The 17,037-nt window shown below is 62.9% G+C and carries 18 protein-coding genes; all 18 read left to right on the top strand.

From position 1 onward, the window contains the following. The first annotated feature begins 5 nt into the window (after positions 1 to 5). The 18 genes from HAP47_RS22645 (at position 6) to HAP47_RS22555 (ending at position 16,977) form a co-directional block, all read left to right on the top strand. Positions 6 to 377, top strand: coding sequence for a hypothetical protein (locus HAP47_RS22645; protein ID WP_092114345.1), 372 nt, complete (start codon positions 6 to 8; stop codon positions 375 to 377). Further along, a complete protein-coding gene (locus HAP47_RS22640; protein WP_173642710.1) occupies positions 374 to 604 on the top strand; it encodes a hypothetical protein in 231 nt (76 codons plus the stop codon). Before HAP47_RS22645 ends, HAP47_RS22640 begins: the two co-directional genes overlap by 4 nt. A 9-nt stretch (positions 605 to 613) precedes the next feature. Then, positions 614 to 1,666 (top strand): hypothetical protein, encoded by a 1,053-nt coding sequence (locus HAP47_RS22635; RefSeq protein ID WP_173642711.1) that lies wholly within the window; start codon positions 614 to 616, stop codon positions 1,664 to 1,666. Further along, on the top strand, positions 1,666 to 2,895 hold the full coding sequence (locus HAP47_RS22630; protein WP_173642712.1) for a hypothetical protein: 1,230 nt from the start codon (positions 1,666 to 1,668) through the stop codon (positions 2,893 to 2,895). The genes HAP47_RS22635 and HAP47_RS22630 overlap by 1 nt, the downstream gene beginning before the upstream one ends. A gap of 170 nt (positions 2,896 to 3,065) precedes the next feature. After that, the gene (locus HAP47_RS22625; RefSeq protein ID WP_173642713.1) at positions 3,066 to 3,512 is read left to right on the top strand and encodes a hypothetical protein; all 447 of its coding nucleotides are present in this window, start codon (positions 3,066 to 3,068) and stop codon (positions 3,510 to 3,512) included. 122 nt (positions 3,513 to 3,634) lie between these two features. Next, the gene (locus HAP47_RS22620) at positions 3,635 to 3,946 is read left to right on the top strand and encodes a phage tail assembly chaperone (protein ID WP_173642714.1); all 312 of its coding nucleotides are present in this window, start codon (positions 3,635 to 3,637) and stop codon (positions 3,944 to 3,946) included. Then, a complete protein-coding gene (locus HAP47_RS41620; RefSeq protein WP_173642715.1) occupies positions 3,906 to 7,736 on the top strand; it encodes a phage tail length tape measure family protein in 3,831 nt (1,276 codons plus the stop codon). The genes HAP47_RS22620 and HAP47_RS41620 overlap by 41 nt, the downstream gene beginning before the upstream one ends. A 3-nt stretch (positions 7,737 to 7,739) precedes the next feature. Further along, on the top strand, positions 7,740 to 8,111 hold the full coding sequence (locus HAP47_RS22605) for a hypothetical protein (protein WP_173642716.1): 372 nt from the start codon (positions 7,740 to 7,742) through the stop codon (positions 8,109 to 8,111). Beyond that, positions 8,111 to 8,635, top strand: a complete 525-nt coding sequence (locus tag HAP47_RS22600; protein WP_173642717.1) for a DUF1833 family protein — start codon at positions 8,111 to 8,113, stop codon at positions 8,633 to 8,635. The genes HAP47_RS22605 and HAP47_RS22600 overlap by 1 nt, the downstream gene beginning before the upstream one ends. Then, a complete protein-coding gene (locus tag HAP47_RS22595) occupies positions 8,632 to 9,045 on the top strand; it encodes a hypothetical protein (protein ID WP_173642718.1) in 414 nt (137 codons plus the stop codon). Before HAP47_RS22600 ends, HAP47_RS22595 begins: the two co-directional genes overlap by 4 nt. 112 nt (positions 9,046 to 9,157) lie before the next feature. After that, entirely contained in the window at positions 9,158 to 12,553 is a 3,396-nt protein-coding gene (locus tag HAP47_RS22590) for a host specificity factor TipJ family phage tail protein (RefSeq protein ID WP_173642719.1), read from the top strand. Further along, complete coding sequence (locus HAP47_RS22585) at positions 12,550 to 12,981, top strand: hypothetical protein (RefSeq protein WP_173642720.1); 432 nt, start codon at positions 12,550 to 12,552, stop codon at positions 12,979 to 12,981. Before HAP47_RS22590 ends, HAP47_RS22585 begins: the two co-directional genes overlap by 4 nt. 1 nt (position 12,982) lies before the next feature. Continuing rightward, positions 12,983 to 13,420, top strand: a complete 438-nt coding sequence (locus HAP47_RS22580; protein WP_173642721.1) for a hypothetical protein — start codon at positions 12,983 to 12,985, stop codon at positions 13,418 to 13,420. Beyond that, a complete protein-coding gene (locus tag HAP47_RS22575; protein ID WP_173642722.1) occupies positions 13,420 to 13,824 on the top strand; it encodes a hypothetical protein in 405 nt (134 codons plus the stop codon). Before HAP47_RS22580 ends, HAP47_RS22575 begins: the two co-directional genes overlap by 1 nt. Further along, the gene (locus tag HAP47_RS22570) at positions 13,821 to 14,375 is read left to right on the top strand and encodes a hypothetical protein (protein WP_173642723.1); all 555 of its coding nucleotides are present in this window, start codon (positions 13,821 to 13,823) and stop codon (positions 14,373 to 14,375) included. Before HAP47_RS22575 ends, HAP47_RS22570 begins: the two co-directional genes overlap by 4 nt. Beyond that, on the top strand, positions 14,372 to 14,743 hold the full coding sequence (locus tag HAP47_RS22565; RefSeq protein WP_173642724.1) for a hypothetical protein: 372 nt from the start codon (positions 14,372 to 14,374) through the stop codon (positions 14,741 to 14,743). The genes HAP47_RS22570 and HAP47_RS22565 overlap by 4 nt, the downstream gene beginning before the upstream one ends. A 3-nt stretch (positions 14,744 to 14,746) precedes the next feature. Then, entirely contained in the window at positions 14,747 to 16,603 is a 1,857-nt protein-coding gene (locus HAP47_RS22560) for a hypothetical protein (RefSeq protein WP_173642725.1), read from the top strand. A gap of 83 nt (positions 16,604 to 16,686) precedes the next feature. Beyond that, the gene (locus HAP47_RS22555) at positions 16,687 to 16,977 is read left to right on the top strand and encodes a hypothetical protein (RefSeq protein WP_173642726.1); all 291 of its coding nucleotides are present in this window, start codon (positions 16,687 to 16,689) and stop codon (positions 16,975 to 16,977) included. Positions 16,978 to 17,037 lie beyond the last annotated feature (60 nt).

The raw sequence follows: 17,037 nt of genomic DNA, 5'->3' as shown, positions 1-17,037 counted from the left end.
ACGACATGAAGTGGTTCGTGGCGCTGATCGCTGCTGCCGGTGTGTTGGGTGCCACCCAGGCGCTCGCCGCGAAGGCACATATTGCCGAGTTCACTGATGTCGGAGTGACCGCGACGAACATTCGGGCGCAGATTGCGGCCATGCCGCCGGCGGTCGAGCAACCGATTGTCGACTTCACGTCCGGTCATGCTGAGTCAGCGGCGTTCACGACCGGTACGACGTACATCCGCGTAAATTGCGACACGAGGTGTGCGGTGAAGATCGGTCCAGCCGGATCGACCACGGCGACAACGGTGAACACGCCGCTCGGGCCGGATGCCCCGGAATATTTCGGGGTCAAGGCCGGCCAGATCATCTCGATCGTGGCCAACCCATGAAGCGCGCTACCGCAGCGCTGACGGCCGCCGCTCTGCTGGCCTCCGCCCTCTGGGGGACGGACGTGCAAGCCCTCGGCCTCGGCAAGCTTGGCGTTGGCTTCGGGAAGATGGGCCGCGTCGTCATGAAGAAGCAGCCCGGTGGCACGCCGCCGGTAGGCTGCGCCGGGCCCGGCCAGTTGGATTTCTCCGACACCTGCCAAACCGCAATCATTTCAGCTCTGCTCTGAGGTCATATTATGCGCAAGATTTCACTTGCTCTTGCCCTGGCTGCTGGTCTGATCGGTTCGGCTCAGGCCGACTTCACCAGCAAGAACCAGGCTGGTGTAACGATCACGTTTAAGAGCAGCGGCGACTGTACCAGCATCGTTTGCGTCGTTCCGCATTATCTGACCGACAGCACCGGCGCCGCGGTTGGTACGGCGGCCAATCCGCTTTCGTTTCAGTTCGGCACCGGTGTTTTGCTTCCCGCTTTTGCGGCGACGCCGACCTTCAATCTCGGCACGCTGAACGGAGCCGCAACCGCCGCGGCCCAAGCGACTGGCAATACGTCGGTGGGCAACATCGATACCTCCATCGGCGCCCAGGGCAATACGACATGGGATGGCTCGAGCGCAGCCACATTGATGGCGATCAATCGCTATCAGGGTGTCAAGCTCGAGGCGATCCGGGCGCTGGTGGCCGGCACGCTTACCGTCGGCTTGCCATCCGGGGCCGCCACGGCCGCCAACCAGACCGGCGGCGGACAGAAAACCCAGGTCGTCGATGCCTCGGGCAATACGATCGGAGCGGGCTTCGCGGCATACGCGACGGCCTCGATCACTCGCCCGGCCAACACGACGACCTATACCGTCAACACCGGCTGGAACAACGCAACGTCGGGCGCTACCAATTTCTTTTCGCTGACTGGCGTGTGCCGCGTGAATGGCGGTCAGGTGCTGATCACGCGGGTGGATGTCTGGTCGAGCGCCAATCCGACGCTGAAGCTGAGCGGCGTGCTGTGGCTGTTCTCTGCGGTGCCGGGCACCAACGTCAACGACAACGCGGCCTTCAACATCGCGTCGGCTGACTTCGCCAACCTGACGGCGGGCTTCAACGGCATCGGCTTTACGCTCGGCAGCAATCAATCGTCCGGCTCGAACAGCGGTACGAGCCTATCTGGGACGTCCTATCAGGCGCAGTGCGCGTCCGGCGCCACCACCATCACGGGCATGGTTGAGGTCACCAACGCCTACGTTCCGGTGAGCGGCGAGGTACTGCGCGTCGGAATTGCTACTGTGGGGCTCAACTGATGTATGATCGTCCCAGATGGGCAGCATGGATTGTTCCGATCCTTGCGCTGGTCGCCTTCGTCGCGATCTTCATCAACTTCCTGCAGCATGTCACTGAAGCGCACGCTCTTGAACAGCGCACGCGCGCGTCGCTGCTGGCCAAGCCACCGCCGTTCTCGCAATACCTGGCGTATGACGATTACACGGGCGCAACCAAGTCGCTGAATGGCCGCATCCCGCCGAAGGGGCCGGCGTATCAGGCCAGCGGCACCGGCGCGGCGAACGGCATCGCAGGCGGCGGCCGGATGACGCTGCCGGTCGCGAGTCAGGCTCTCTACGCCTTCCAGCAATTCAATCAGGTGCCGCGCCGCATCTCGTGCCTGTGGAACTATCCGTCCGGCACGGTGAACACTCCGCCGACCTACGCGTTCACCAACGACACCACAGGGACGCTGCCCTATCTGCACGGCGAGAGTGACGCCTCGTTCTTCCTCCTGCGTCTCGGCGTGAACGGCGCCAACTTTACCCAGCCCGCATGGTGGGTGTCCGCCAGCTACTCGCTGACATCAGGCGTCGAGTATCAGTCAGAGCTCAACTACGACGGTGGCACCAACGCGTCCATGGTGATGCGAAACGCCTCGACCGGGGCCGTGCTTGGCAGTGAGACCGTTCATGATCCGCAGCTGGCGACCTACGCCGGGAAGTTGACGTTCTCGGAGTTTCTCGACAATCTCCTGCAGATCAATCGCTGCACGGTCGAGGCGACCACCAGCTATCCGTTCCCGACGCTGAGCCCCTACGTCGAGACGACCTTTCCGACCAGCGCGTCTCCGTTCGTGTCCGATCCGGGCTTCGGCGGCTCGGTGGTCTTCAACGCCGCCGGGTCCGTCACGATCTCCGGATCGGCCTTCCCGGCTGGCGGCGGCATGACGCTCGGCGCTCTCAATAGTGGCGACACTCTGTGGGCGTCGCTGGACATCACGTCCTGGACCGGGTGCACGTCAGGCAATCCGTGCGCGTTCAGCATCGTCGCCAATTCCGGCACCACGATCACTGCTATTCAGCCCATCCCGGCCGCGGCGGGACGATATCAATTCAACTTTCCGATCAATACCTCGGACTCGAACGCTCGCTTCATCGTCACCGGCCCGCTGAACCCCGGCGGCGTCGCATACTCCGTGACGATCTCGGGCGCAAACCTGTATCGCAACACTCCGTCGGCGCCTCCGACGCCTCCGCAGCTTCAATAACGAGGCGTTGCCGCTACGCCCATCGCGGACTGCAGGTCACTCACCCTAGCCCCCATATTTCCCGCCTTTAGGACCGGTTGGTGCCGGTAGAGGATTGGTGTCCTCGTGAAGTGCGGTCTCACCCCCTGGCGCCAGCCAGGTTCCCTTGTCCACCAAGGTGACACCAAATCATGACTGAATCCCCCGAGAAGACCGTGCGTAAGTTGAAGTTGTCCTCAATGAGGGCCGACAGCCAGAAGGAGCGAGAAGGCGACTGGGTGCCGGCGATCGATATCGACACCTCCGGCGCCATCCGTTGGTTCGTTCGATCGACGAATTACGCTCCCTTCAAGATCGCCAGGGACGCCATCAGCGCCAAGCTTGCCCGGAAGCACGGCGACAATGTCCCCGACGACGTTCTCGCCGAAACCCACGGCAGTCTCGCTGTCGAGCACCTTCTGCTCGGCTGGGAGGGGCTGGTCGACGACGATGAGCAGGACATTCCGTTCTCGCCGGCGAAGGCCACCGAGATCCTGACCGATCCCGAGTACCGCTATGTCCGCGGCTCAATCTACGGCGCGGCGATGCGGGTTGGCCGCGAAGAGGCCGAATTCGTTGCGGCCAAAGTAAAAAACTGAGGGCTGCCCTTCGCTACGAGTTCGAGCAGAAGGGCATTGATGACTGGCTTCTCGAATTAGCCGAAGAAGATCCTGACGCCGTAGAGTTTGCGGCAGAGGCGGAGCGGCCTGACGATACCGTATTGCCGTTCTGGGCTGAAACGTATTGGCGCGCCTGGCATGCCCTTCGGTTCGATCGGCAATACGGCGCCATGGGCGGTCAGTCACCCATCAGCTTCCTTTCCATCGATACCTACGCGCGGCGCTACGACATTCGTGGCGTCGAGTTCGAGACTTTCTTGGCGTTCGTGAGCGCCATGGATGAGGAATATCTCGAGCATGTTCAGCGTGAGGCCGATCGGGAGAAGGAAGCCGAAGAAAACCGCAAGGCATTGAGAGAGGGAGGGCAGGCAAATGGCGAGAGTAGCGCTGTCGTCCCTGCGAGTCACGTCTGATTTCGACGCCTCGGGCTATGTCCGGGGCGCCGCTCAGAAGGTGGACGCCGACAACAAGATGATTGCGAGCGACAAGGCTCGCAATGCGGCACTGGCGCAGTCGGATGCCGCCCTGGCCAAGATCCCGGGCGGGATGACGTCGGTCAGCAAGGCGCTCCTCGACGGCTACGGCGCCGGCGCCCAGTTCGAGGCGATCATCCGTCGTATCGGCAACGCCGCCGACCGAGGGATGGGGCTGGATCGCGTCAATCTGCTCCTCGACGCGGCTTACCAGAAGTTTGGGCTCACCGCTGATGCGGCTTCGTTGGCCGAGAAGGGCTTCGTCTCGATTTCCGGGGCCGTTACCCAGCTCAATGAGCAATATTCCGTCCACGCCGAGGTCGCGACGCGCGCGGCGGCTGCAATTGAGCAACTCGCCGCAGCACAGAAGAGCCAAGCCGCGATCAACTCGACACTTGGCATCGGTGGCGACACGACGAAGTCGGCACAGGAGAGCGCAGACGCCTTCATGGCGCAGTATGGCGGCTTGGCTGGTGTCGCGCGCGCGCAGGCCGAAGAGGCCGGCAAGGCGTTCTCGCAGGATCTGGATCAACTGATGATCGCCGGCGCCGCGAAGTCAGCCAAGGATTCCGCCAGCGTCTTCGATCAGAACCTGCGGCAATTGGACGAAATCGCGACGCAACGGGCGCAGCAGGCCGGCGCCAACTTCCAGCGCAGCCTCACCGAGGCGCTGGGCGGTGGCGGCGCGGCTGCGACGTCGCTCGGCGCGACCTATGAGGCGCTGGCGGCCGAGATGCAGCGGCTCGACCAAATTGACCAGGCGCGGGCCGCGCACGTCGCGCAGAGCACTCAGCAGGCGATCGCACAGGCCTACGGGTTCGACCAGGTCACGAAGTCGGCGAGGGCATCGGCTGCCGCATTCATGGAAATCGACGCCGCCGGCGCTGCGTTGGCTGCCGAATTCGACGAGGCGGCCGCCGCGGAACAGAAGGCAGTCGCGGCCGCGGAGCAGTTGCGCGCCCAGTTGAATCCTCTCCAGGCCGAGATGATCAACCTCGGCAAGCAAACAGCCGCCTACCGGCAACTGTTGAACGACGGCGTGATCTCGACTTCCGAATACGAGCAGGCGCAGGTCTTGCTGGCGAAACGGCTGACTGACGTCCAGATGCAGCTGAAGAACACCAGTTCGACCGGGCGCGTGGCGTCGGGCGAGCTCGTCAACCTGTCCTACCAGCTGAACGACGTCGTGACCGGCCTAGCACTGGGGCAGTCGCCGTTCATGATCCTGGCGCAGCAGGGTGGCCAGGTATTCCAAATCTTCCAGTCCTCGAAAGCGAGCATCTCCGACTTCGCGTCGACGATCGGGTCGAAGTTCCTTGGCTTGCTGAGCGTGAGCCGGGTGGCTTGGGGCGGTATCGCGGCCGCGGTCGGCCTGGGCATCGCGGCCTTGATCTCGTATCAGAGCAAGCAGTCGGAGGTCCAGCGGTCGCTCCTGGGCGCGGGCCGGGCCAGCGGTGCGACCGTGGGCAGCATCAACTCCATTGCGGATGCTGGCGCCTCGCGGACCGGGCTGTCGGTGAACGAAGCGCGTGAGCTCGCGACGGCATTGGCGCAAACTGGCAAGGTCGCGAACGACAACATCCTGCCCATCGTCAAAATGGGCAAGGATATCGCGACGGTCTACGGCACGGACGCCGCCGAAGCCGCCAAAATGCTGGCCGACGCCTTCGCCGATCCGGTCAAGGGTGCGGACGACCTCAATCAGCGGCTCGGCTTTCTCGACGGCGCCACCAAGCAGCTCATCACCAACCTGGTGGCGCAGAACAACGTCTATGCGGCGCAGGTGGTACTCGCGAACGCGGTCAAAACGAGCCTGCTGGACGTTTCCGCGACGGTGTCGACAACGAAGTCCGCATGGACGGCGCTTGGCAATGCCGTCTCGAATGCGTGGGATTCGATTGGCAAGAGCATCTACAACGTCCTGAATCCGCTGCAGGGCCTCGATGCTCAGTTGGATGCGGCAAAGCGCAAACTTGATCTCCTGCAGAAAACAGGAGGACGGACGGTCGACCCCGATACGGGCATGCTCGGGGCTATTGCTGACCCCGCTGCAATCGCCGCGGCCCAAGCGCAGATCGAGAAGCTCACCGCCGCGCTCCAGCGCCAGAAGACGGCGGCCGATGATGCCCGAAACGCGCAGCAATCGTTGGCTCAGCAGCAAGCGATCCGGACCGCGCTGCCGCAGATCGCGCAGACGCAGGATCTCCAAAATCAACTGAAGCTGTTGCAGGACCTCGCCGCGGCCCCTGACGTCGACCAGAAGCTCGCCAAGGTCGGGCAGTCCATGGATCAGCTTCAGCGGTCGATCGTCGCCACAAGCGCCGCGCTGGCGGCAATCCCAAAGAACGCGCTTGTCGACTTCCTGGGCAACGCGGCGAGTCCAGCGGAACGTCTAGCCGCAGGGCTCGAGCAGATCCGCGCGAAGTCTGCTCAGATCAACGCCTCGCCGACAGACACCAGCCGCGCGACGTCGGCGCTCCAACTCGATATTGCCTCCAGCGTCCAGTCGGCGCGGATGTCGGCTTTGGGCCAGTCGGCCGGCGTAGCGGACAGCGTCAAGCAGAAGTTCCTCGAGCTCCAGCGAGCTCAGGAGGCTGGGGCTGGCCTGACGGCGAAGCAGATCCAGGACCAGCTGGCGCTGGCGCGCGCGCAGGCCGACGGATCGCTGCAGATCAAGGCGCAGGTCGACGCGACCACAATCCAGACCGCCACCATCGGCATGTCCGCCGGCGCGGCTGCAGAATACACCGCGAAGATGACGGCACTCGCCGATGCCGTCCGCAACCACAAGGAACTGACCGACCAGGACAAGGCGGCGATCGACGCGCAGGCCAAGGCCCTCGGCGCCGCGGCGCAGGCGAACGCGCTCAAGCAGATCCAGAACGACATCCGGTTCGGTCGCCAGACCGCGCTGCTGTCGCCGGATGACGTCCAGATCGCGCAGCAGTTGAAGTCGGTTTACCCCGACGTCGCCACCGCGCTAGCATCGGTCGAGGCTCAGGCGCTGCGCACCAACGCTGCGATCGGTCAAGCCTCGTCGACCATTTCGAGCGATCTCGTGACCGGCATCACGGACGCGCTCGATGGGACCAAGAGCTTCGGGCAGGCCTTCAGCGACACCTCGAAGCTTGTGATCCGAGCGATCGAGGAAATGATCATCAAGCTGCTCGTTGTCGGCCCGCTGATGCGCAGCCTGCAGAGCTCGTTCAGTGGCCTGGGCGACGGCGCCGACTTCGGTTCGCTCCTCGGTTCCGCCGGCGTCAGTTTCGGCTCGCCTGGCACCGCCGGCAGCAACCTGTTCGGCCCGGTCGCGCCGAGCGCGCTGGGCAACGCCTTCGCCCGCGGCAACATCATCCCGTTCGCCCGCGGCGGGGTCGTGACGCGGCCGACGCTGTTTCCGATGGCCAACGGCGGTACCGGCCTCATGGGAGAGGCTGGAGAGGAGGCGGTGATGCCGCTGCGCCGCGGTCCAGACGGACGCCTGGGCGTCTCGGCCGGCGGCCTCGGTGGTGCCGCCAACGACAACTCGGCATCGGGAAATGTCGTCGTGAACATCTACAACGCGCCGTCGGGTTCGGATCCGCAGACCAGCGTCAGTCGGACGAACAACGGCAGCCAGGTGGACATCGTGTTCAAGAACGCCGTAACCGGTCTGATGGTCGACGATGCCGCAAAGAATGGCCCGATCTCTCAGGCCATCTCATCCCGTCAGCGCGGCTTCGGGAGTTAAACGATGGCTCTCCCAACCTGGCCCGCGGTCAATTATCGACCGCAGAAGAGCGGCTTCCAGATCACGAAGCGGTTTCTTGATCCGATCGCGACCGACATGGAGGGCGGCAATACCCGCGAGCGGCCGCGCCCTGGCGACAATGTCGGAACCGTTGTGCAGACGATCAACCTGACGCTTGCCGAACATGACGTCTTCGTGGCGTGGGTCCGCGACACGATCGGCAACGGGAGCGGGCGGTTCACGGCGAGCATCTGGCTCGGATCGTCCTACGTCTCGAAGACGTGCAAGTTCGCTAAGGGCGGCAAGCCATCCTACGTCCCGGTTGGGACAAGGTATGTCGCTGTGTCCATGACGCTGATGGTGTTTAACCTCTGATGGCGAGCCACAGCGAAGCCCTGCTCGAGGCATACGCGTCTTGCCCGCCGAGCGCGCGCGTCTATCACACGCTCGAGATCTGGCAGTCCTCATTCGATGTTCCGGCGCGTGTCGTCGCAAATGTCGGCGATGACATGACTTTCGGGATCGAATTGTCCGGTCCGCGCAATCCCGGCGAGACAGCGACGTTCATCGCTTGCCCGTTCGAGTCGACATATCCGGAACAGCGGCAAGGCCAACCGCCGCAGACCAACATCAAGATCGACAACGTCAACCGCGATTTGCTGCCGAAGATCCGTGCGGCGCTGGGCTACCGCGAATACATCTCGGTCCTGTACCGAGAATATCTCGCGACGGATCTCACCCAACCGTCATACGGCGCCGTCGAGTTTGAGCTCCGCAACGTGAAGGTGGTTGGCACCTCGATCACCGGCACCGTGATGGTGAAGAACCTGCAGAACAAGCGGTTTCCACGCCTCACGAAGAACTACGACTACGTCCAATTCCCGAGCCTATTGCCGTGATGAAGCGTTCCGAGTTTTTGGCCCCGCTCATTGGCGAACCATGGGCCTGGCAGACCCGCAATTGCTGGGACTTCGTCTGTCACGTCGAGAAGGAAATGTTCGGGCGCGACCTTCCGCGCGTCCCGGTACCGAACGACTTCTCGAAGCGCTGGGTGCTCGAGTCCTTTGAGGGGCATCCGGAACGGGGCTTCTGGCGCGAGGTGCCGGAGGGGCCCGGCGGTCTCGTCGTTGCCGCGGATGGTGCGCTGGTCCTGATGGCGCATCTCCGCACGCCGGCGCACATCGGCGTCTGGCTGAAGTCCGAGCAGCGGGTCATCCACTGTGACGAGAAGCAGGGTGTCGCCTGCGAAACTGTTCTGGCCCTGCGTCAAATGGGTTGGAAGAAACTCCGGTTTTTCGAGCCGAACTGACATGCATGGATCGTTGAAACCAGCACGGGCGCCACGCGCACCGGCGCCGCGGCCGCGTGATCGCCGCCGGCGTGAGCGCGCTGCCCCCCGCCATCCCGCCCTGCATCTCGTGATGCCGGGGCTCGAGGTTGCGCGCGCTGAGCCGCGCCCGCGCGAGACCGTGACGTCGTTTCTGCGCCGGACGAACTGGGCGTGGCGTGATCGCACCTATGGCTGGCAGTTCGCGAAGGGGCTGCCGACCATCCTCGAGATCAACGGCGAGGCGGTGCTGCGGAAGGAATGGCGCCGTCGCCGGATCAGTTCCGCAGACCAGGTCCGGTTTCTCAGCTTCCCGCGTGGGGGCGGGCAGGGCGGCAACGCCGTCAAGCAGGTCATTGGCATCGTGGCGCTGGTTGCTGTCTCGGCGTTCGCCTTGTGGGCGCCTGTCGGTCTGTTCGGTCTCACCGCCGGCAGCTTCGGCGCCACGGCGCTTGGTGCCGGTCTCGCGATCGGCGGCACGCTGCTCGTCAACGCGCTGATCCTGCCGAAGGCCGGAGCGACCAATTCGCCGAGCGCGACGCCGGACCAGATCTACTCGGTGACGGCACAGGGCAACGTCGCGAAGCTGGGGCAGCCGCTGCCGGTTTGGTACGGCCGCTTGAAGGCCTTCCCGGACTTCGCTGCGACACCGTGGGCCGAATTCGTCGGCAACGATCAATACCTCAACCTGCTGCTGTCGGTCTCGATGGGCAGTATGTCCTACGAGAAGATCTACGTCGAAGACACGGTCTTCTGGGATCCGGTCAACGGCGTCTCGGCGGCGTTTGCCGGCGCGCAGGTCGCGTTCTACGCGCCGGGCGCTACGGTCACGCTGTTCCCGACCAACGTCGACCAGTCGACCGAAGTCACCGGCCAGCAGCTGCCGTCCGGTTCGGGCACATCTGGCGGTCAATACGATGCCATGGGCGCGCCGTTGCCCCCGTCGGCCAGGACGCCCGGCGCCTGGGTGGGGCCGTTCGTCGCCAACCCGGCCGGCACGTTGTCCCAGTCGATCGCTGTCGACTTCGCGTTCCCGGCCGGCTGCTTCACCATCAATGGCAAGGACAATTCGATTGGGTTTTCGAACGTCGGGCTGACGGCCGAATACGCCACCTGCGATGATGCCGGCGTTCAAACCGGGCCATTTAACCCGCTGTTCTCGACGTCGTTTCAGTACGCTTCCCAAGCGCCGGTCCGCAACAGCGTGAAGGTCGACGTCTTTCCGGGCCGATACTTGGTCCGCTTCCGGCGCGAAGATGCCGAACTCGCTGGTACCGGCGGCTCCAACTCCGTGATTTGGGCCGGCTTGCGCTCATTCCTCAAGGGCAGCAACGCGTTTCCGGACGTCTCGACGATCGCAATCCGGATCAAGGCGTCACAGTCGACGCAGGGTTCCTACAAATTCGGCGTGCTGGCCACGCGAGTGCTGCCGGTTTGGAACGGGGCGGCCTTTGTATCGCAGGCGACGCGGAGCCCGGGCTGGGCGTTCTTCGATTCCGTAACCAATACCCAGTACGGGTCGGGACTGGGCATCTCGAAGGTCGATTTCAATTCCGTCGTGAACTTCGCGGCGGGCTGCACAAGCCGCGGCGATACGTTCGATTTCCGCTTCGACTCCGCCGTCGCGGTACCGGACGCCTTCGACAAGATCCTGGCCGTCGCAAGAGCGAAGCATTTCTGGCTGGGAGACACTGTCTCGATCGTCCGCGACGAATGGCGCGACGTCCCGACAATGCTGCTGACCGACCGCGAGATCGTGCGAGACTCGACCGCGATCGATTTCACGATGCTCGGCGAGGAAGACCCGGACGCGGTCATCCTCGAATATGTCGACGAGAACACTTGGCAGGCGGCGCAGGTCCAGTATCCGCCGAACGGCGACACCTTCACCTCGCTCAATGCTACCACCATCCGTCTCGACGGCGTCGTCAATCGTCAGCAGGCTTTCCGCGAGTGCGGCTTCACCTATCTTCAGTCCTTCTACCGCCGCGAGAACGTCACGATCGGCGTCGAGTACGAGGGGGCGATCACGCTCGGCTCCGTGATCCGGGTGCAGTCCGAACTGCCGCAGGCCTATGGTTATGGTGGTGCGGTGGTTGGCGTTGCCGGCAACGCCTTGACGCTCGATCCGGCACCCAAATGGGATAGCGGGCCGTTCTATATTCGGCTGCGCCGGCCGAATGGCAAGTTCTTCGGCCCCATCTTGTGCACTCAGGGCGCCAACGCCGCGATCGCGAACCTCGACCCGACCAGCTTGGCGGCTGCACAATCGTCGCAATCCACCACGCTCGCAGCAGTCCTGGCGCGCGAGGATGGCGGAGAGCCGCCTTCCTTTGAACTCGGTACCGGCGAAAGCTCGTCACGGCTCTGTCTCGTCCTGAATGGCACGCCGAATGGCGATACCTGCTCGCTGAGCCTGGTGATTGACGACGAGCGGGTCCACGCAACCGATCTTGGCTCTCCGCCTATACTGCCGAGCCCGCAGTACCCGTCGAATGCCAAGGTGCCGCTGGTTTACGGTCTGAATGCCTACATCAGCCAAGGCACCGCCGAGCCGAGGCTGTTCGCCAGCTGGTTCCCGACCGAAGGCGCCATCTACTACGTTGCCGGCATCTCCTACGACGACGGCAAGAATTGGACCCAGGTCTACGAGGGTGCTGAAAACCAATTCGACGTGATCGTCAGCTTGGCGGCCGCCACGCTGCGCGTGCAGGCCGTCAACGCGACCATGCGTGGCGCGTATTCGACCGTCGCGCTCGACGCGCCAACGGTCAAGCTGTCGCCAGGCTTGGTCACGCTCGAGTCGTTCAATGAAGCCCTGAAGAAGCAAGTTGCGGACGTCACCGATCAGAACAACAACGAGATCAATGCAGCCCTCCAACTGATCAACGCGACGGTCGCAAATCAGGATGCTCGCAACTGGCTGGACAAGAAGTCGCTGCGCTCCGAACTTTCGGCCCGCGTCGGAGCAGCATTCGCGCAGATCGCGACGGTCCAGACCGTTGCCGTTGACGCGCAGCAAGCGGTGGCGGATCTCAGCACGTCAGTCACAGCCCAGTTCGGCGACGTAAATGCCTCGATCACCGAGCAGTCGACGGCGATCGCCCAACTCGACGGATATGCCGCCGCGGCATGGTCACTGACGCTCAACGTGAACGGCTATATCTCCGGAATTCAGCTGGTCAACGGCGGGTCCGGCGTATCTTCCTTCACGGTCGTCGCGGATAAGTTTCAGATCCAGCTGCCGGGTTACAATGGCGGAGCGCCGAAGCCTGTCTTCACCGTCGGCACAATTAGCGGCGTCGCCTCGATCGGGATCACGGGGAATCTGTTTTTGGACGGCGTCCTCACGGCCCGCATGATGAACATTGGCGTGTTGAGCGCGATCACGGCCAACATCGGGACGGTGACTGCCGGCGTTATCCAAAGCACTTCGGGCCTGATGGTCATAAACCTGACCGGCGGCACCATCACGATTTCCGACTCGTGACCAAGCGCATCTATATCGCCGCGGATCGCGTCACGGTTTCCAAGCCGGGCTATGACGCCGAAAACCCGCCGGCCGTCGACTACAAATATTTGTCGCTGGATTCGCGTTTGAACCAGGGGCGGCCGCTCGAGGTCGGCCTGTTTCCGAGCAACGTGTTTGGCAGCGGCAAGGTCTTTTACTCGACGACTTATCCGCATCCGCCGGCCGTCGACATCGTCGCCTATAGCATCCCGTCAGCTGGCGTTGCGTTGTACTCAAAAGCGATGGTTTGCCGGGATGCGAATTCGAGCATTGCTTACCAGCGCTCGAGCTGGGTGCCGATTCTGTACACGGATGGGTTTTTGATTTCTGACGACTGGCGATATCGGCGCTCGCGCATCATGGGGACGGGCGTCAATCTTTACTATATCGCGTGGCAGGTCTGGTGAGATGACCCGGCGCTTTCACGCGGGCTACAATTCGTTCCTTGGTGCCTATGGCGTGTGGCTGTCACGGCCGGGCGTCGACGTGCTCGCGACGTCGAGCAACTCCGACTTCCTGCTGCGGGCGGAAACCAAGAATGACCAGATCGTCATGTCGGGGTCGATCTATCTGCCTATCGGCAGCGGCGACCAGAGCATCCCGTATCCGGCCACGTTCACCAAGACGCCCTACGTCTGGTTTGAGGCGTACATCGACAGCGGAGTGGTCGCGTACCCTTACAATCAGGGCATGGCTGGACACGATCTCACGATCGGCGGCGTGCTGACCTATGAGGTCGGCATGGGCCTGAGGTTCATGAACGATAAGATCACGCTCAACAACCAGAGCGATACTTACAATTTCTACGTGGATTACATGATCTTCCACCGCAGCCTCGGTCTCTGATGGTCAAGCGTGTCTTGATCCAGTCCGGCGCCGGCGCCGCTATGAGCGTGAGCCTGCCAGGCGTCGACGTGACCGCGGCGAACATCGACCAGATGGTTTTCGATTCGCGTTGGTCGGGGCATCAGTTCTATGCGTCGGGGACTCTGGATAGCTCGCAGAATTCCGTCGCGACGTTTCTCTTTCCGTCGACGCTCGATGCTGTGCCGTTCCTAGCGGCCTACACGGACACAAACATCACGCTCGCGCCTGGGAGCCAGTATCTGGGCTTTACCAACTTTCGGGGCAACAACTCCGACTATTGGGTTTATGCGCAGGTCACGACCTCGTCGCTGCAGTTCCGGTTCAAATTCGGCAACGCGGTCGGGCGGCTCTACTACGCGCTTTTCAGGAGGATTGCGGGATGACGGGGGTAATGCTCGACGGGGCATGGGCCGTCGCCGGGTATATGCCGGCCGGCGGCGACGGGCAGGCGCCCGTGTCCGACGGAGAGCCGGCAGCTGTGGAGGAGCCCGCAGCCGCCAGCAGGCCGAAGGTGATCGTCCGCCACGATGACAATGGCCTCATTACGGCTGTCACGCTCCAGGTCGAGATGGGGATGGATGCACTCTCCGAGAGGTATGCGGAGATGGGCATCCCGCACATTCTCTATGACGGCGAGGTCGATATCGCGGACGCCTGGGTGAGGGACGGCCAGGTTGTGCCGAAGCTCGACGTCGAGATCTCCGGCGAGGTCCGGTCGGTCAAGGCGGACGGCGAGGATCTGCTCGAGCTGACCGTTTCGCCGGCGGAGTTCGATGCGACGGTCGCGTTCGACGGTGCGATGGTGCATTTCGAGCATGTGACCGACGGAAAGCTCGAGTTCTCGGTCGATCATCCCGGCAGCTACGCGATTTTTATCGCGCCGGCGCATCCATATCGCCTCAAGAGGCTGGACGTCGAGGCGATCGCGCCATGAGGGTGAGTGTAATCGAGGTCAAGCGGAAGCGCGTCGAGGCGCTCGTCAACGAGCGTTACATGGTCGACGGTCACGACATCGCGCACGATCGCAAGCGGGCGCTGGCTGCCGCGGTTGCTGCAGGGGGCGAGCCATCGGCCGAGTTCACGGCGGCGGCGGTGGTCGAGGGCGTCACGCCGCAGGCGCTGGCGCAAACGATCCTCGCCAAGCCGGACGAGCTCATGTCCAAAGAAAACAAGCGGCGCTCATTCGTCGTTCGGACGCGCGCGGCCAAGACAGTCGCGGAGCTCGAGGCGATCCAGGCCGAAGCTGACGCGACCGCAGCGCCGCCGCTGACGTCTCGCATCTTTTTGCAGGAAGGACCGTAGCCAATGACGGCGCTCTCGAGCTACTCGACAGGAACGATCTCGGTCGCGGCAAACGGAACGACAGTCACGGGAGTCGGGGCGATCTGGTCCGAGACCAATGTTCGGCCTGGCGATATCCTGCAGATCGGCAACTTTCAGACGATCATCGCTGACGTCACCGACCCGACGAACCTCGTCATTCCACCTTGGGGCGGTGGCGCGCAGGCCGGTGTCGCCTATGTGATCTGGAAAGTATCGTCGCAGCGCATTGCCGGCGCGCAGGCGATGGCTGACGTTTCGACGCTGGTCGCGGCGCTCAACACGTCGGGTTTCTTTTGGTTTGTGGACGCATCACTCACCGTACCTGATCCCTCGCTCGGTTCGGACGGTCAGTACGCGCTGCAGCCTTCAACCGGAAAGATGTGGTTCCATGCCGGCGGCGCGTGGTCCTACCTTGGGATCTACAGGGGGTTCAACTTTCGAGGTGTCTACGACAACGCTGCGACCTATGCCGTGGGCGATGTCCAGACGACGGCCGGCACGTCATATGTTTGGATCAACCCGACGCCAGGATCCGGCCATCCCGCTCCGGATGGGACATACTGGCAGGTGCTGGCGGCCAAGGGCGACAAGGGTGATACCGGCGCAGTGCCGTGGAGCAACACAACGAGTTGGGCAACGGCTACGAATTACGTTGCCGCACCGCCTGCGTCGGTCGTCGTGCATCCGATTAACAAGAACATCTATCTGTGCATCGTCGCGCATCTGTCAGGAAGCTTCGCAACAGACCTGGCGGCCGGCAAATGGCTGCTTATCGGTCAGAGTGCAACGGAGGCAACGAGCGCGACGGCGCTGCTGATCGGCACGGGAACGAAAGTGTTCTCGGCGGTCACAGGGTTTTCGTATCAGAACGGCGTCCGGCTGCGCGCATCGTCGAATGCCTCGCCGACCAATTGGATGGAGGGCGTTTGTCTCTACGATCCCCTTGCGCAGATCATCACGATGACGGTCGACAAGGTGAACGGCGTCGGCACGTTCAGTGACTGGAATTTCAATCACGTCGGGCAACCCGGCGCGGGCGACCTGACGTCGAGCCTCAATCTTGCCGAGCTGACAAACAAGCCGGTTGCGGTGGTCAATCTCGGTATTCCTGCATTGCTGCTGGGAAATTTGGCAGGATTGAAAATCACGGCGAGCGGTGTTGCAAGTTTCATCGTGTCTCCCGGTGTAGCGTGTGATCGCAATCAACTCGATATGATTGCGCTTAGCGCGTCGATCGCGAAGACGTCTGCCGCTTGGAGCACTGGCAACGGCAACGGTGCTTTGGACACCGGAACAATCGCGGCCGGCTTCTATCATGTATTCGTAATCAGGAATCCAGTCGGTAGCGGCAACACCGATATTCTCATTTCATTGAGTGCGACGACGCCGACGCTTCCATCTGGTTACACGCTTTGCAGGCGCATCGGTGCGGTTTGGTGGTCAACGGCATCCAGCACTTTCATACCGATCCTTCAGCGCGGCAAAGAGTTTTGGTGGACCGGAAGTTCCTTTGACGTCAACACCACAATCGGAACGACGCTGCAAACATTCGCACTGGGCAGCATTCCGCCCGGCGTGCAAGTGCAAGCAATTCTGACGGTTATCGCCTGGAACGCAGTGCAGAATACGGTCTGGTGGGTTCACGACACCGCTCTGGTCGACAACGCGCCGGGCTACGGTACCGGCGGCACTGGTGTTGAGGCATCAACTGCAACCAGCGGCAACATGACCGAAGTCCGCGTTTGGACGGACACCGCACGACAGGTTGCAGCGCGGTCGTCTGCTGCAAACACGACATTTCGGCTCGTTACGCGCGGTTGGTACGATCCGTTCGAATAGGAGAGGGCAGCATGGGATTTGTAGTACGAAACAGCGATGGCGCCATCGTTGGATGGTTCGCCTGTCAGCAGCCGGCGCCGATCGTGACCGAGCAGATCGCGGATGACGACCCGGCTGTCATGGCGTTTTTGAATCCGCCGGCGCCGGTGCCGGCCTCCTGCACCAAGCTCGGCCTGAAACGAGCTTTCGACGAGCTCGGCACATGGGCGGCGGTCAAGGCCGCGATTGCGGCGGACGCAAATGTCCAGGAGGAGTGGGATCTCGCGACCGAGATCCGGCGGGCTGATCCTTTGGTTCAACACATGATCACGACGATAAGCCTGACGGATCAGCAGGTCGACAATTTGCTGAGACGAGCGAATGCGCTCGTCTAGGCCGGCTGACTAGCCGCTCCACCGAGGCCGCTTCCGAGCGGCTTTTTTCATGAGCAAAGG

This window comes from Bradyrhizobium sp. 41S5 (assembly GCF_011516665.3).
GTDB lineage: Bacteria > Pseudomonadota > Alphaproteobacteria > Rhizobiales > Xanthobacteraceae > Bradyrhizobium > Bradyrhizobium quebecense.
The sequence above is the reverse complement of the archived record's forward strand: the minus strand, read 5'-3'. Positions and strand labels throughout refer to the sequence as shown.

Bases quoted from the DNA above. Each gene is read 5' to 3' on its own strand.
- HAP47_RS22645 (WP_092114345.1), top strand. From the start codon at position 6: ATGAAGTGGTTCGTGGCGCTGATCGCTGCTGCCGGTGTGTTGGGTGCC.
- HAP47_RS22575 (WP_173642722.1), top strand. From the start codon at position 13,420: ATGGTCAAGCGTGTCTTGATCCAGTCCGGCGCCGGCGCCGCTATGAGC.
- HAP47_RS22635 (WP_173642711.1), top strand. From the start codon at position 614: ATGCGCAAGATTTCACTTGCTCTTGCCCTGGCTGCTGGTCTGATCGGT.
- HAP47_RS22605 (WP_173642716.1), top strand. From the start codon at position 7,740: ATGGCTCTCCCAACCTGGCCCGCGGTCAATTATCGACCGCAGAAGAGC.
- HAP47_RS22590 (WP_173642719.1), top strand. From the start codon at position 9,158: ATGCCGGGGCTCGAGGTTGCGCGCGCTGAGCCGCGCCCGCGCGAGACC.
- HAP47_RS22565 (WP_173642724.1), top strand. From the start codon at position 14,372: ATGAGGGTGAGTGTAATCGAGGTCAAGCGGAAGCGCGTCGAGGCGCTC.
- HAP47_RS22625 (WP_173642713.1), top strand. From the start codon at position 3,066: ATGACTGAATCCCCCGAGAAGACCGTGCGTAAGTTGAAGTTGTCCTCA.
- HAP47_RS41620 (WP_173642715.1), top strand. From the start codon at position 3,906: ATGGCGAGAGTAGCGCTGTCGTCCCTGCGAGTCACGTCTGATTTCGAC.
- HAP47_RS22580 (WP_173642721.1), top strand. From the start codon at position 12,983: ATGACCCGGCGCTTTCACGCGGGCTACAATTCGTTCCTTGGTGCCTAT.
- HAP47_RS22560 (WP_173642725.1), top strand. From the start codon at position 14,747: ATGACGGCGCTCTCGAGCTACTCGACAGGAACGATCTCGGTCGCGGCA.
- HAP47_RS22600 (WP_173642717.1), top strand. From the start codon at position 8,111: ATGGCGAGCCACAGCGAAGCCCTGCTCGAGGCATACGCGTCTTGCCCG.
- HAP47_RS22570 (WP_173642723.1), top strand. From the start codon at position 13,821: ATGACGGGGGTAATGCTCGACGGGGCATGGGCCGTCGCCGGGTATATG.
- HAP47_RS22640 (WP_173642710.1), top strand. From the start codon at position 374: ATGAAGCGCGCTACCGCAGCGCTGACGGCCGCCGCTCTGCTGGCCTCC.
- HAP47_RS22630 (WP_173642712.1), top strand. From the start codon at position 1,666: ATGTATGATCGTCCCAGATGGGCAGCATGGATTGTTCCGATCCTTGCG.